At 54.9% G+C, this 14047-nt stretch carries 15 protein-coding genes; 7 read left to right on the top strand and 8 right to left on the bottom strand.

All coding sequences use genetic code 11. The annotated features are described in order from the left end of the window. Positions 1 to 10: 10 nt before the first annotated feature. A complete protein-coding gene (locus QGM61_RS01030) occupies positions 11 to 808 on the bottom strand; it encodes an undecaprenyl-diphosphate phosphatase (RefSeq protein WP_281131546.1) in 798 nt (265 codons plus the stop codon). A gap of 223 nt (positions 809 to 1031) precedes the next feature. Here QGM61_RS01030 and QGM61_RS01025 point away from each other — a divergent pair, with 223 nt between their 5' ends. The 4 genes from QGM61_RS01025 to QGM61_RS01010 all read left to right on the top strand — a co-directional run bounded on the left by QGM61_RS01025 (position 1032) and on the right by QGM61_RS01010 (position 5379). Continuing rightward, on the top strand, positions 1032 to 2231 hold the full coding sequence (locus QGM61_RS01025; RefSeq protein ID WP_281131545.1) for an acyl-CoA dehydrogenase family protein: 1200 nt from the start codon (positions 1032 to 1034) through the stop codon (positions 2229 to 2231). 41 nt (positions 2232 to 2272) lie between these two features. Continuing rightward, positions 2273 to 3406 (top strand): acyl-CoA dehydrogenase family protein, encoded by a 1134-nt coding sequence (locus tag QGM61_RS01020; RefSeq protein ID WP_237133247.1) that lies wholly within the window; start codon positions 2273 to 2275, stop codon positions 3404 to 3406. 145 nt (positions 3407 to 3551) lie between these two features. Next, complete coding sequence (locus QGM61_RS01015; RefSeq protein ID WP_237133248.1) at positions 3552 to 4259, top strand: histidine phosphatase family protein; 708 nt, start codon at positions 3552 to 3554, stop codon at positions 4257 to 4259. 28 nt (positions 4260 to 4287) lie between these two features. After that, positions 4288 to 5379: a phosphotransferase family protein gene (locus QGM61_RS01010; protein WP_237133249.1), complete on the top strand. Its 1092-nt coding sequence runs from the start codon at positions 4288 to 4290 to the stop codon at positions 5377 to 5379. A 7-nt stretch (positions 5380 to 5386) separates the two neighbouring features. Here QGM61_RS01010 and QGM61_RS01005 read toward each other — a convergent pair whose 3' ends face one another. Together QGM61_RS01005 and QGM61_RS01000 are read right to left on the bottom strand one after the other, a co-directional pair. Next, positions 5387 to 6316: an AEC family transporter gene (locus tag QGM61_RS01005; RefSeq protein ID WP_281131544.1), complete on the bottom strand. Its 930-nt coding sequence runs from the start codon at positions 6314 to 6316 to the stop codon at positions 5387 to 5389. Positions 6317 to 6319: 3 nt separating this feature from the next. Further along, on the bottom strand, positions 6320 to 7660 hold the full coding sequence (locus tag QGM61_RS01000) for an MATE family efflux transporter (protein WP_281131543.1): 1341 nt from the start codon (positions 7658 to 7660) through the stop codon (positions 6320 to 6322). Positions 7661 to 7836: 176 nt separating this feature from the next. On the opposite strand from QGM61_RS01000, the gene QGM61_RS00995 reads away from it, so the two are divergent. Then, the gene (locus tag QGM61_RS00995; protein ID WP_317622115.1) at positions 7837 to 8487 is read left to right on the top strand and encodes a fused MFS/spermidine synthase; all 651 of its coding nucleotides are present in this window, start codon (positions 7837 to 7839) and stop codon (positions 8485 to 8487) included. Beyond that, the gene (locus tag QGM61_RS00990; protein ID WP_281131542.1) at positions 8484 to 9377 is read left to right on the top strand and encodes a spermidine synthase; all 894 of its coding nucleotides are present in this window, start codon (positions 8484 to 8486) and stop codon (positions 9375 to 9377) included. Before QGM61_RS00995 ends, QGM61_RS00990 begins: the two co-directional genes overlap by 4 nt. 7 nt (positions 9378 to 9384) lie before the next feature. Here QGM61_RS00990 and QGM61_RS00985 read toward each other — a convergent pair whose 3' ends face one another. From QGM61_RS00985 to QGM61_RS00970, 4 genes are read right to left on the bottom strand one after another with little or no spacing between them, the layout of a single operon-like run. After that, positions 9385 to 9834, bottom strand: coding sequence for a YeeE/YedE family protein (locus QGM61_RS00985; protein WP_237133253.1), 450 nt, complete (start codon positions 9832 to 9834; stop codon positions 9385 to 9387). After that, on the bottom strand, positions 9831 to 10262 hold the full coding sequence (locus tag QGM61_RS00980) for a YeeE/YedE family protein (RefSeq protein ID WP_237133254.1): 432 nt from the start codon (positions 10260 to 10262) through the stop codon (positions 9831 to 9833). Before QGM61_RS00980 ends, QGM61_RS00985 begins: the two co-directional genes overlap by 4 nt. Further along, the gene (gene fnr / locus QGM61_RS00975; RefSeq protein ID WP_237133255.1) at positions 10259 to 11065 is read right to left on the bottom strand and encodes a fumarate/nitrate reduction transcriptional regulator Fnr; all 807 of its coding nucleotides are present in this window, start codon (positions 11063 to 11065) and stop codon (positions 10259 to 10261) included. The genes QGM61_RS00980 and fnr overlap by 4 nt, the downstream gene beginning before the upstream one ends. Before the next feature lie 20 nt (positions 11066 to 11085). Beyond that, positions 11086 to 11520: a universal stress protein gene (locus QGM61_RS00970; RefSeq protein ID WP_237133256.1), complete on the bottom strand. Its 435-nt coding sequence runs from the start codon at positions 11518 to 11520 to the stop codon at positions 11086 to 11088. A 228-nt stretch (positions 11521 to 11748) separates the two neighbouring features. On the opposite strand from QGM61_RS00970, the gene QGM61_RS00965 reads away from it, so the two are divergent. Further along, positions 11749 to 12669, top strand: coding sequence for a universal stress protein (locus QGM61_RS00965; RefSeq protein ID WP_237133257.1), 921 nt, complete (start codon positions 11749 to 11751; stop codon positions 12667 to 12669). Here the strand turns inward: QGM61_RS00965 and QGM61_RS00960 are convergent. Further along, positions 12629 to 14047 carry a phospholipase D-like domain-containing protein gene (locus tag QGM61_RS00960; protein ID WP_237133258.1) on the bottom strand — a complete coding sequence of 473 codons (1419 nt, stop codon included), beginning with the start codon at positions 14045 to 14047 and terminating at the stop codon, positions 12629 to 12631. The genes QGM61_RS00965 and QGM61_RS00960 overlap by 41 nt on opposite strands.

Below are 14047 nucleotides of genomic sequence, written 5' to 3'. Positions count from 1 at the left end.
TGCGTCCCGCCTAGATGAAGAAATAAATCAGCAGCAGACCCAGCACGATCCGGTAGATGACAAACGGCTGCATGCCAATGCGGTTGATGAATGCAAGAAAGAAGTGAATGCACAGATAGGCGCTTATGCCCGAGAGTATCGTGCCCGTTGCCAGTGCGCCGTAGGCGATGGTCTGCTCAGACTTCAGCAGTTCATAAGTCTGCAGTGCCGTCGCAATCACAATCACTGGGATCGACAACAAAAACGAGAAGCGCGACGCCGCATCACGGCTCATGCCCAGCATCAACCCGGCTGTCATGGTGATGCCGGATCGAGAGGTGCCGGGAAATAAGGCGACCGCCTGAGCAAACCCGATAAATGCCACATCCCGCCAGCGCAGCTGGTACTCAGTCCGGATGCCGCGGTGACGCCAGTCCACCCATCCCAGAATCACCCCAAAAACAATCAGGCCTGCAGCCAGGTAAAGAGGTGAGCGAAGCACTGTCTCGATGGTGTCGTTTAGCAGCAGCCCAGCCAGGCCAACCGGGATTGTACCCAGTAATACTGCCCACGCCAGCCGACTGTTCGCATCCAGCTTGCGCGTGCGCAGAGATCCGAGCCACGCCAGCGCCATGACCCACAGTTCCTGGCGGAAGTAGATGACGACTGCAGCCAGGCTGCCGAAATGAAGGGCAACATCAAAGACCAGACCCTGATCCTGCCAGCCAGTGACAATGGGTACCAGGATCAGGTGCGCTGAGCTCGATACCGGCAGGAATTCAGTAACGCCCTGGACGACAGCCAGTAGCAGGATTTGCAGCCAATCCATTGTAGTACCCGATGTGGTGATGCCAAGGCCCGCATTATGCGCGATCGACATGACAGGTCAAGCCGCCAGACGGGTAATAAATTTACAGAGCAACTGTTCGTCTTTTCGTTTTCAAGCCCCGGCAAAAGTGGTAAAGTCGGTTTCCCTGTTGCGTCAGATGATCACCCCATCCTGGGGGTGAGCGGGCAACTAGTTGAATTATATAGTTTTCAGGAGAATCCCTGTGAATGCTGATTTCACTGCAGAAGAACTAGAGTTTCAAAAAGAGGTTCGTCAGTTTTTGGAAGCTGAGTTCCCGAAGGACATCAAGCACAAGGTCGATAACGGCATTCGCCTGGAAAAAGATGACTACGTGCGATGGCAGAAAATCCTTTATAAAAAGGGCTGGGTAGCACCCAACTGGCCAGTTGAGTACGGCGGTACCGGCTGGAACCCCACCCAGAAGTACATTTTCGCCATGGAGATGGGCCTGTACGGTGCCATGGAGCCGGTTGCCTTCGGCATGAAGATGGTGGCACCGGTAATCTACAGCTTCGGTAACGAAGAGCAGAAAAAGCGTTTCCTGCCCGATATTCTGGCAAGCAACGTCTGGTGGTGTCAGGGTTACTCCGAACCCAATGCCGGTTCTGACCTGGCGTCACTGAAAACCACTGCGGTGCGCGACGGCGACCATTACGTCGTCAACGGAACCAAGACCTGGACGACACTCGGTCAGCACGCTGACTGGATTTTCTGTCTGGTACGTACCGATTCAACGGTGAAAAAGCAGGAAGGTATCAGCTTCCTGTTGATTGACATGAAAACGCCTGGCATCAAGGTATCTCCTATCGTGTTGCTGGACGGCGAACCCGAAGTCAACGAAGTACACTTCGACAATGTTCGAGTGCCAGCTGAGAATCTGATCGGTGAAGAGAACAAGGGCTGGACTTACGCCAAGGTCCTGCTGACGCACGAGCGTACCAATATTGCCCAGGTTCCCAACTCCAAACTGAAACTGCGCAAACTGCACAATCTGGCTGCCAACACCCCTGATGGCAACGGTGGCACTCTGCTGGACGATCCCGTGTTTGCCCGCAAGCTGGCTGAGGTGGATATTCAGGTGCTGGCGCTGGAGTTCGCAGAGCTGCGCACGCTGGCTGCCGTGAGTGTCGGCAAGGCACCGGGCCCAGAGTCGTCCATCCTCAAGATTGTTGGAACCGAGGCGACGCAGTTCATCGATGAACTTTATATGGAAGTGGCAGCCTACCATTGCATGCCACATGTCCCCGAGCAGTTCACCGAAGGCTTTGAAGGTGAGCGGGTTGCCAAGGGGACGCTGGCGTCATCTGCCAATGTCTACTTCAATAATCGCAAGAAGTCGATCTACGGTGGATCCAACGAGGTCCAGAAAAACATTATCAGCAAAGCGGTACTGGGTCTGTAACAGCACGCGGACCTGTCAACTGACATCAAGAGGAACAGCTAGTGGATTTTTCTTACAGTGATGAGCAGCAGATGCTGCAGGACAGCGTGCAGAAATTCGTAATGAGCCAGTACGACTTCGATACGCGTCGCAAGTATTTGGAAAGTGAAAAAGGGTTCAGTGATGAAGCCTGGAACCTGTTTGCCGAGCTCGGCTGGCTGACCGTGCCATTCAAGGAAGAGGATGGCGGTTTCGGTGGCTCGGCAGTTGATCTGATGGTGGTGATGGAAGAGTTCGGCAAAGGCATGGTCGTCGAGCCGTTCATCCCGACTGGTGTCATCAGCGGTGGCCTGATTACTGACCTTGGCAGCGCCGAGCAGAAAGAGGCGCTGATTGGGGCCATCATGGAAGGCAGCCTGCAACTCGCAACAGCCTATGCAGAGGCAGACAGCCGTTACAATCTGGCAGCAGTCGGAACCACAGCCACAAAAAGTGGTGATGACTATGTGCTCAATGGCACCAAGATCCAGGTGTTGAATGGACCCGCGGCCGACAAACTGCTGGTCGTTGCCCGCACCGCCGGCGGCCAATTCGACCGTGACGGTATCTCTGTATTCATTGTTGATGCGACTGCAGCTGGCATCAGCAAGCGCGAGTACACCAATGTGGATGGCCATCGCGCAGCAGAAATTCATCTGAAAGATGTCAAGGTGGCTGCATCTGCGCTGCTGGGCGCAGAGGGTGCGGCGCTGCCGGCGCTGGAAGCAGCCATTGACCGTGCAACTCTTGCCGTGGGTGCGGAAGCGGTCGGTGCCATGGACAGTCTGCTGAAGAAAACCGTTGAATATGCCAAGACGCGTAAACAGTTTGGCGTAGCCATCGGCACCTTCCAGGCATTGCAGCACCGCATGTCGGAAATGTTTATCGAGTGTCAGCTGGCGCGTTCCATCGTGATCATGGCTGCGATGAAGCTCGATAGTTCAGCATCAGTGCAGGAAAAGGCAAAAGCCGTTTCCGCTGCCAAGAGCCGTGTCGGCCGCGCTATTCGTAAAGTCGGTCAGGAGGCTGTACAGATTCATGGTGGTATCGCCGTGACCGATGAACTGGACGTAGGCCATTACTTCAAGCGTGTCACCACGATTGAACACCTGTTTGGCAATACCGACTTCCACACATTGCGTTACGCCAGGCTGTAATACGACCAGGGCAGATTGACACATAACGGGGCTGCGCATTGATGCTATGCCCCGTTTTTATTTGTATGCTATTTTTCATGCCGTAATTTGCAGGCAGCGACTCGATGGCGTGCATTCGGGCGACAGCAACAGGGCAGGACAGGGATTGAGCGAACTCATACTGGTGCGACACGGGCAGGCGTCATTTGGTGCCGCGTCTTACGACAATTTGAGTGATCTTGGAAGGCAGCAGGTGCAGGTGCTCTGCAGTCACTGGCAGGCGCTCGGCGAGCAATTCGATCATGTTTACGCGGGCGATCTGCAGCGCCAGCAACAGACCGCCGAATTGCTGCTGCCGGTAGTCAGTGACACGCAGATCAAAGTGCAAAGCGGCCTCAATGAATATAATGGGGAGCCCTTGCTGCGACTCTACCTGCGCGACCATGCCCGTAATGAAGGTTACGATGTGCAGCAGGGAGCGTTGACGAAGGATCGCAAATTGTTCCAGCTGGTGCTGGAGGCGGCCAGTCGTCACTGGATTGCCGGAACGCTTCGGGCCGCTGGACCAGACGATGCCGATTTCGAACCCTGGCTTGATTTCAAGCAACGCGTTCATGACACACTGACCGAGCTGATGGCGCGACATTCCAGAGGCAGTCGCGTGCTGCTGGCCACCTCGGGAGGTGTCATTGCGAGCGCTGTGCAACGAGCGCTGGATTTGCCAGACAGTCGCACCGTGGAAACCAACTGGATGGTGCTAAACAGTGCCGTCACACGGCTGGTGTATGGCCGCGGCAAGGTGTCGCTGGGAAGCTTTAATTCCGTGGCCCACCTTGAAACGCCGGCCCACCAGAAGCTGGTGACTTTCCGTTAAATACAACAGAACAAAAAAGGGATCTGCAATGACACAACAATCTCATCAGCAATCCAATCTGGTTGACCAGGCACAATCGGTCAGGGAAGGCGAAGAGCTGGATCTGAATGTACTGCGCGAGCATCTGCGCCCAGTGCTCGGTGGGCTGGTTGATGATCTGCAAGTGAAACAGTTTCCGGGTGGCTACTCCAATCTGACTTACCTGCTTAGCAGTGGAGACCAGAAGTGGGTGCTCAGGCGTCCGCCCTTTGGCAGCAAGGTCAAGTCAGCGCATGACATGGGGCGTGAATTCACAGTTCTTACAGCGCTGGAAAAGGTCTTTCCCTATGCCCCGAAGCCCATCCATTTTTGCGACGATCACAACGTTCTGGGCTGTGATTTTTACCTGATGTCATATATTGAAGGGCTGGTCATCCGTCGTGAATATCCGGAGGGGCTGGCCTTGTCACCAGAGCAGGTGCGTCAGCAGTTTTTTACCCTGTTTGATGTGCTTGGCGAATTGCACTCGGTGGACCTGGTCAAGGCAGGGCTGGACAATTTTGGCAAACCGGAAGGCTACGTTACCAGGCAGCTCGAGGGTTGGAGCAAACGATACGTCAATGCCATGACCGCGGATGCTCCGGATTTTGCACCCGTCATCGACTGGTTACGCGATAAAAAGCCAGGCGAGAGCGGTGTTGTCGGTGTGATTCACAATGATTACAAACTCGACAACGTCATCTGGTCACCGAACGACCCCATGAGGCTGATTGGTGTGCTGGACTGGGAAATGGCCACAGTGGGCGATCCGCTGATGGATCTGGGGTGCACGCTCGGCTACTGGGCCGAGGCAGGCGATCCGGACTTTTTCCGCCAGTATCGTGCCATGCCCAGTGATGCGCCGGGTGCACCAACTCGCGCAGAGATTGTGGCGCGTTTCAGTGAACGGACTGGCATCAATGTCGACAATATGGACTTCTATTTCTGCTTCGGGCTGTTCCGCCTGGCCGGTATCGGCCAGCAGATTTACTACCGTTATGCGCAGGGCCTGACCAAGGATGCCCGCTTCGCGCGACTGATTGAAAAGGTGCACAGTCTGCGACAGATGTGTGAGCTGGTTATTGATCGCTCCAGGCTCTGACCTGGGGCTAAGGCACTATCAGCAGTACCAGTGTCATTGGTATCAGGCTGAGCAGGGTAGAGATGACTGAGGCAGCGGCAATGGTCGCCTGCCCGGTCTGATATCTGACCGAAAACACATATGCGCTCAGACCCGCCGGCATACTCGCTGCCAGAATCGCCGTCTTCGCCCACAAAGGTGTCACGTCAAACACCACCAGCATGGATGTTGCCATGATCAGCGGCAGGGCAATCAGCTTTAATGCGGTGATGAGCATTGCAGGTTTTAATTGGTGTCCGACCCGATACTGATGCAGGCTGGTGCCAAGCACAAACAGGGCACAGGGAATGGCGGCCTCTGACATCAGTTGCAGGGCACTGTCCAGTGGACGATAGATAGGCAGACCGAGCAGATTAAAGGCCAGGCCGGCGATCAGGCTGGCAGTTAAGGGGCTGGCAACCAGCTGCTTGAGCAGACGCGCAATACTTGCCAGCAGGGTGGACAGGTCAAATTGATCCCGTTCGGCAAACAGAGTGGCTACGGTGAATAGCACCAGATTTTGTGTAGCAATGATCAGGAACAGTGGTAGCAGCGCCTGTTCGCCAAGCGTCTGCAGCACCAGCGGGATGCCTACGATGGTGGTGTTGGAGTAGGTGGCACCGAGCGCCAGTACCGACTGAAGAGTGCCGGTCGCCTTCAGAAAAAACCTCGTAATCACCAGGGTCAGGCAATACACCAGCAGCACCGGCACATAAAAAGCCAGCAGAAAGTCGGCACCAAAGTTCTCAGGAATCTCGGCATGTGCCATGTTGATGAACAACAGGCAGGGGATAACCAGGTTAAAGGTGAATCTGGCCAGAGCCTGGTATTCATTAATGCTAAGAAAGCCGCTGCGCGCCGTTATGTATCCAGCCAGAGCCAGCGCGAGGACGGGGAATATGCCTTCAAACAGCAACATGGTCTAGTTCCCGCCAAAGGCGGTTTTCCAGTTGCCTCGCTTGAAGATGACCAGATACATGCAGCACTTGATGATGTAGTCCGCAATCAGCGCAGCATAGACCCAGTACACGCTTAAGCCCAGCCAGAAGAACAAGGCTGTCAGCACCACGCGTCCAAACAGGAAGCCGGTAAACATGATCCGGGCAGGAGAGCGTGTGTCGCCAGCGCCGCGCAATGCCCCTCCCAGCGTAAACTCGATGGACATCATCGGCTGGACAATGGCCACCATGATTGTCAGCCCGACGAGGTAGTCAAGCACCAGGGGCTCGTTGATAAAAAAGCTGCCTATCAGCCTTGCGTTGAGTCCGATCACCAGACCCACAACTGCCATGATGGCGAAGGATATTTTCAGGTTGCGTCGAGCAGCCTGCTCAGCCAGGTCGGGTCGTCCCGCGCCCAGGTTCTGGCCAGTCATGGTGGCTGTCGCGATCGAAAAACCGATACCAATAACGATGGAAACCGAGAGAATGTTTACGCCGATGCCATACGCAGTGAACGCTTCGGTGCCGTACAGTGACACTACCCACATGAAAGCAATGATTGAAAAATTGAAAACAGATTGCTCGATGCCCGCTGGCACTGCGATGCGAATCAACTTACGCAGCCTGGTCATTTCCCAGTAGGGCTGCTTGACGGGTTTTAGCAACAGACGCTGCCGGGTCCACAGCAAAAAGAATATGCCACCGACCAGCGCGTAGGAGATGCCTGCCGCATAGGCAGCCCCGATTATGCCCATGGCGGGCAAAGGACCGATGCCATAGACAAAGGCATAGGCCAGCAGGACGTTGACGATATTGCCGATGCCGGCTACCCAGACTGGGGTCAGAGCATCACCCGCCGCACGCAGCGCCGCGCTGATCACCGCCAGGAAGGAGAAGAAAACATTAAAGTAGATGAGTACTTTCAGATACTGCGCCGCTTCTGCAAGCATGGGTCCCTGCAGCCCGAATATCGCCACCAGCGGTGTAGCCAGCCACTGAATGATTACCCACAGTGACAGCGATGCTGCCAGGCAAGCCGCAGCTGACAGTTTTACAACACGGTCGGCTTCATCCAGGTTTCGGGCTCCCCAAGCGTAGGCGACCATGGTCGTGGTGCCGGCGGTGATCGAAAAAATGATCAGCTGGATCGCCATGTAGATACGGTCAGCTGCAATCACCGCAGCTACTGCCTCTGCACCTAGTTCCGCAACAATCTTGATGGCCGCAAGGTGCACCATCGACAGTAACAGGTTACCAACAATGGTCGGGCCTGCCAGCCTGAAAAGGCTCAGGCGGGGTGCTTCAGCGTTGGACACAGACATAGAATAATCCCGGAGAGAAGCCATCGGCACACAGCGACAATCAAGCCGCGCCGCGCGGATTGCGCTGCGAAGGATACGCCGATGTGGGTGCTTTGGCAAATTTGCGCAAGGCTGTGGTACGCTTGGCAACCTTGTCCGGACGGCCCGACTGGCCCATAGCCCCAGTGGAGAGATTTGTGCAACAACAACAGGCGCTTGTATCCGTGTCCCACTCAGTCGCCAGTCGTTTGGCAATACTGGCTGTCGCGTTCATCAACGGCTTTGTCATCATGTCCATAGAGCTGCTTGGCGGGCGGGTGCTGGCACCTTATTTCGGCAGCAGCGTCCATGTCTGGGGCAGCATTATCGCTGTATTCATGCTGTCTCTGTCGCTGGGTTATCTGTGGGGCGGCAAGTTGTCGCTGCGCAATCCCGGCCACCGGACGTTTATCAGTTTCTTCATTTTTGCGGCCTTGCTGTGCCTGCCCATCATCTATCTGGCTGACCCGGTGATGCGGACCATCTTCCTGTCGATTGAAGATCCGCGCTATGGCTCACTGTGGTCTGCCGTGCTGCTGTATTTTGCACCGATTTGTGTGATGGGCATGGTCTCACCGTACTCTGTGCGACTGCTCGTGCTGACGCAGGAGCACAGTGGCGGTGTGGCGGGAATGCTGTACTTCGTCTCGACATTGGGCAGTGCTCTGGGTACGCTGGCCACATCCTTTTATTTTGTCATGTGGTTTGAGATCAATCAGGTCATGTGGGGCTGTATTGTCGCCTTGCTGCTGTGCGCCGCCCTGATTGCCTTCTCCAGTCGCCACGCGATCAAGGAGCAGAAATCATGAATCTTCGTATCTGGTCGCCATTGCTTTGTGTGCTTGTGCTGATAAGTGCGGCGCCTGCAAGCGCTCAACGCCAGGTCATCCACGAAGAGCGCTCTCAGTACCGCAATGTGCTGGTCACTGAATTCAACGGTCAGCGCTGCATGCTGTTCAATATCCATCGCGGCGATATGAACCAGACCTGCATAGACCTGCGAAACCCCAAGCGTCTGGTATTTAACTATACCAAAATGAGTTTTGCCGGCCTGCTGCTCAATCCTGAGCCCGAGCGTATTCTGGTGGCTGGTCTCGGCGGTGGCACTATTCCGATGGTGATGCGCGAACTCTATCCTGAGGCAGAAATCGATGTGCTGGAAGTCGACCAGGCTGTGGTCAATGTGGCCAGGGAGTTTTTCGGTTATCAGGAAGACGAAAAGCATGAAGTGCACGTGGTTGATGCGCGAGTGTATATCAAGCGTGCCGGGCTGCGCGGTGACAAGTATGATTACATCGTACTTGATGCATTCTCGGGCGAATACATTCCCGAGCACCTGCTGACCCGTGAGTTTCTGGAGGAGGTCAAGGCGCTGCTGACTGATGATGGTGTGGTTGTTGCCAACACCTTTGCCTCCAGCGATCTCTACGACTATGAGTCGGTGACCTATCAGGCTGTGTTTGGTAAGTTCTATAACTTCAAGCGCGCCGGTAGTGGCAATCGGATCATACTTGCGACGAACGGTGAGTTGCCTGAGCTCGGCGATTTGCGCCGTCGCTCACGCGAACTATACGATGCGCTGGCACCGTATGACATGAATGTTCTGGAGTATCCGCCGCTGTTGACCACAGAGGCAGACTGGGATGAATCAACACGCATACTGACCGATCAATACTCACCGGCCAATCTGCTGAACTAAATCAGTGTTAATGGCTCTTGGCAGGCTGACCCGTTGTGGGTTTGCGATGCTCGAGCAGTTCAAATAGACCCATACCTGCCAGCATCGCGCCGACAAACACCGCTGCTTTGAGTTCGCCCGCGCCAAGTGCAACCAGTGCTGGGCCGGGGCAGAAACCGGCCAGCCCCCAACCAACACCAAAACCCAGGCTGCCCAGCACCAGGCGCCGGTCAATGGCTTTCTTGGTGGGCAGCCGCAGTGGCTCTCCCAGCAGTGATTGGCTGCGACCTCTGACCAGCGTGAATGCTATCAGTCCAACGGCAATCGCACCGGCCATCACCAGCGCCAGCGATGGATCCCAGGCACCGGCGAGGTCCAGGAACGAAAGCACCTTGTCTGGATTGGCCATTCCGGACACCAGCAGACCGATACCAAAAATCAGGCCGGTGACGAAGGCTGAGATAAATGTTTTGTTCATGACAGGACGTGCCTCATAATGAAGACAGTCAAAAAGCCGGTTGCCATGAAGGCCAGTGTGGCTATGACCGAGCGGGGAGAAAGCCTCGATATTCCGCACACGCCATGCCCACTGGTGCAGCCTGCACCGTAACGGGTGCTTATGCCAACCAGCAATCCTGCGATGATCAAAAGAGGGTAGTCCGCATCAATCTGAATGCCTGGCATGTCGGCAGCCAACAGCCAGACGGCAGGCGCCAGAAGCATGCCGAGGACAAACATGATGCGCCATGTGACATCACCAGTCTGAGGATTGAGCAGCCCGCCTACGATGCCGGAGATCCCTGCGATGCGGCCGTTCAGTAAAATAAACATCGCGGCTGCCAGCCCGATCAGCGCGCCGCCTGCCAATGCCGCCCATGGCGTAAACGCAGCCCAGTCTATCGTCATTGGCAAGCTCCTACGGAATCGCCAACGATGGCTCGCAGTGCAGGCATCTGGGTAATGGTAATCTCGCGATTATTGACCCGAATGATTTCTTTTTTCTGCAGGGCCGAGAACACCCGGCTTACTGTCTCCAGTGTCAGCCCAAGGTATTCACCAATATCGCCACGCGTCATATGCAGCAGAAAGCGATCGGGAGACAGCTGGCAGCGCGCATGTCGGGCAGACAGGCTGAGCAGAAATGAGCTTAAGCGCTGCTCTGCTGTGTAGCTGCTGAGCAGGGTGTGTATCTGTTGATCCTTTACGATTTCATTGCCCATGATGGAAATGAACCGACTCTGCAGGCTGGGCAGTTGATGACCCAGTTTCTCCAGCTGTGAGAATGGAATCTCGCAAATGGAGGCATGCTCGAGCGCCATTGCCGACATGCCATGCCTGCGCGATCCAATGCCGTCCATGCCCAGGATTTCTCCAGGCATAAAAAAACCAGTGACTCTGCTTTTGCCATCACTACCGAGGAAGTAGGATTTGAAGCTGCCGCTGCGCACCGCATAGATGGAGCGGAACTCATCGTTCTGGCGATAGAGATGCTCACCCTTTTTGAGCGGGCGGTTGCGTTCGATAATCCCGTCAAGCTGAACAATTTCTGACTCGTTCAGCGAAATAGGCAGACACAGATCGCTCAGCCGACAATTGCTGCAGCTTGCAGCCGGATTGTGCGGGCATGGGCGTGCTTTATTGACTATTTTTTGCGGGGCGATCCGAAAGTCGCCTGCCAGAGCGCCAGCGTTGCTAGAAGATTGAGACATGAATGCTCCGGAGAACTTGATCAGTTGCCGACGCGCACGGTCATGATGTCACAGGGAGCGCCGTGTAATACCTTGTTTGCTGTCGAGCCCAGCAACAGCTTCCAACCGGAGGTGCCGTGACTGCCGATCACTATCAGATCAGCTTCCAGTTCTTCAGCTTTGCTGCGAATCTCAGTCGCTGCAGCGCCGGCCATGACCAGTTGCCGGTCTTCGGGCACACCGTATTTTCCGCCGATATCCTTCAGGCGCTGCGCTGCGATGGCCATCGCCTCTTCCTGAAGCTTGGTCATGTTGATCGCATAGGCATCAATCGGATAAGCCGCCGCGACGGGCTCGACCACGTGGGCCAGGTAAAGCCGCGAAACATCGCCATCTGCCAGTTCAACAGCACGTTCGATGATCCTGCTGGATTCGTTGGATAAATCGACAGCGGTAATAATTGTCTTGTAAGCCATGGCCGTTCGCTCCTGTGTTGAGAACACATGCACGCTTTATTCGAGTGTAACCGAGGCGACAAAAAATGAGAAGCGATGGCAAGCCATGCCTGCGGATTGATTCAGTTGCGCTATTGCCTTACTCTTTTCTGATAACCAGAGGCAAGCTTGCGACCGGTATCTGCGTTTAATCCACCGGTAACTGCCGTGATTGTCAACCAGCTGGGTACTTAACTCGAGGACAATTCAATGCGGGATCTGCAAAAGATTTTAGTTGTTATTGAGCCGGAACATGACACGCAACTGGCGCTGGGCAAAGCCTTGCGATTGGCAAGAGAGTCTGGCGCAGCTCTCGAATTGCTGATTTGCGACCATAACCCCTATCTGGAGGACGGTTACTATTTTGAACCACTCCAGGCCAGGCAGTTGCGGGAGGAACACGTTGCAGCTAATCGCAAGTTGCTGGAGGAAATGGCCTCTGTTATTCGGCCTCAGGGCATTACTGTCACGGTGGATGCCATGTGGGGTAATCCACCCTATCGCTATATCATTAACAAAGTGCTGGACAGCAATCCTGACCTGTTGGTACAGAGCAGTCGCCATCACGAAAAGATTTCACGACTGCTGCTATCTCACCAGGACTGGCAGTTATTGCGCTACTGTCCCTGCCCGCTGTTGCTGGTCAAAGATCTGCCATGGCCTGAGAAGCCGGTGGCAGTAGTTGCTGTGGACCCCAATCATGTAAACGACAAGCCTGCTGATTTTGATGTTCAACTAACAGCTGCCGGCAGTGAATTGCAGAAATTGACCGGGGGGAGTATGCATGTGTTCCACTCCTGCTATCAGCCGCCAGTGTCGGGCATGTACCCGGTTGCGGTCGATGTCGCGGAAGTTCGAGAGAAAACACGCGAATTGCTCGCCGATTTTTCGCTGAATGATTCACACTTGCACATTGAGCAGGATGAGGTAAAAAAATCGCTGCCTGCATTGCTGGATCGAATAGCGGCCAATATTCTGATCATGGGCGCCGTTTCCCGGTCGGCCCTGGATCATTTTCTGGTTGGCAGCACCGCTGAGAGGTTGCTTGACAGAGTAGCTCAGGATGTATTGATTCTGAAGCCCCAGGGTTTCAAAGGTAAGGTGAAAAAAGCCATGCCAGAGAGTCTCTGAGCCGGATCAGTAATGAGCGCTCACGTAACCAGTTGAGTGTGATCGGTTCAGACACCTCTGCGCGCAGTTCGAAGTATTGCCGCAGTGACTCGTTGAAGGGACGTGAAAATACTTCGACACCAAGTTCATAGTTTAGGCGCAGGCTGCGTGGATCGATGTTGGGTGAACCGATCAGCGCATACTCATCATCGACCAGCAGCAGTTTGCTGTGCACAAACGGCGGCGGTTGATAGCGTATATCCAGTCCTGATTCCAGCAGCTGCCGCACTGAGTTCCGAGAGGCCCAGTCAGCTATTTTGATATTGTTGGTGCCCGGCAGCAAAATAGTAATCTTGACCCCTCTAAGGCGTGCCGAAATAAGCGTGCCAATAAGATCAAAGGTTGGCAGAAAATAAGGTGTCATCAGGTACACCCGCTCTTTGGATGCGGCAATCACACCGTTGATCAGCTGACTAAGCTTGTCAAGATCCCGGTTGGGACCATCAAGAATTAGCCGCGTCCAGGTCTCGGCTGATTCGTCATTGACATTACAGCCCCTGAATTTTTCAGCATCCGGGTCACCGGTACAGTAATACCAGTCCTGCCAGAATGCCCATTCCAGCTCGTCGACAATCTTGCCGCGCAGACCAAAGTGAATGTCCTGCACGCGGTGCGGGTTGCTGGCGGAATTGGATAAATGGCGGTCACCAATGTTGGTTCCGCCGGTAAACGCCAGCAGGCCATCGACGATCATCAACTTGCGGTGATTGCGCATATTCAGGTTGAGTGATGGTGGGAACAGCTTCAGGGGGTTGAAGCGCGTGTACTGGATGCCCAGCTCCGAAAGATGACCACCAATGCGAGGCAGGCTCATCATCTCCCCCATACCATCGAGCAGCACTTTTACCTGCACGCCACGTCGCTGGGCGCTGGCCAGTGCCCGCGCAAAGTCCCGGCCAGTCTTGTTGTTGTCGAATATATAGGACGCCAGCAGTACTCGATCAGTGGCATTGTTGATGGCATCCAGCATAGCCGGATACAGCTTGTCGCCGTTCTCATATATTTGAATGTCGGAACAGGAGCTCAGGCCTTTTCTGGCCAGTGTCTCACCAATCAATGACAGCGGCCGAAATGAGGTGCCGTCTGGCTCGGCGATAGTCTGCAGGGAGTCACGATTGATCTTGGTGATATAGTCGCGCTGCGCCCTGGTTCGGACGCGATTGATGCCAAACAGCAGATACATTATCGGACCAGCCGCAGGCAGGATGATACACAGAGCAATCCATCCAAAAGCGGCTTTTGAGTCGCGCTTGTTTAGCAGTGCATGGCCGGCGGTAAGCAAACCCATGACGAGCAACAGCGGAGGTAGCAACCATACCAGCACGTCCTGTGTCGTCAT

Source organism: Pseudohongiella sp. SYSU M77423, assembly GCF_029911965.1.
Lineage (GTDB): Bacteria > Pseudomonadota > Gammaproteobacteria > Pseudomonadales > Pseudohongiellaceae > Pseudohongiella.
This window is presented reverse-complemented; position numbering and strand designations above follow the sequence as displayed.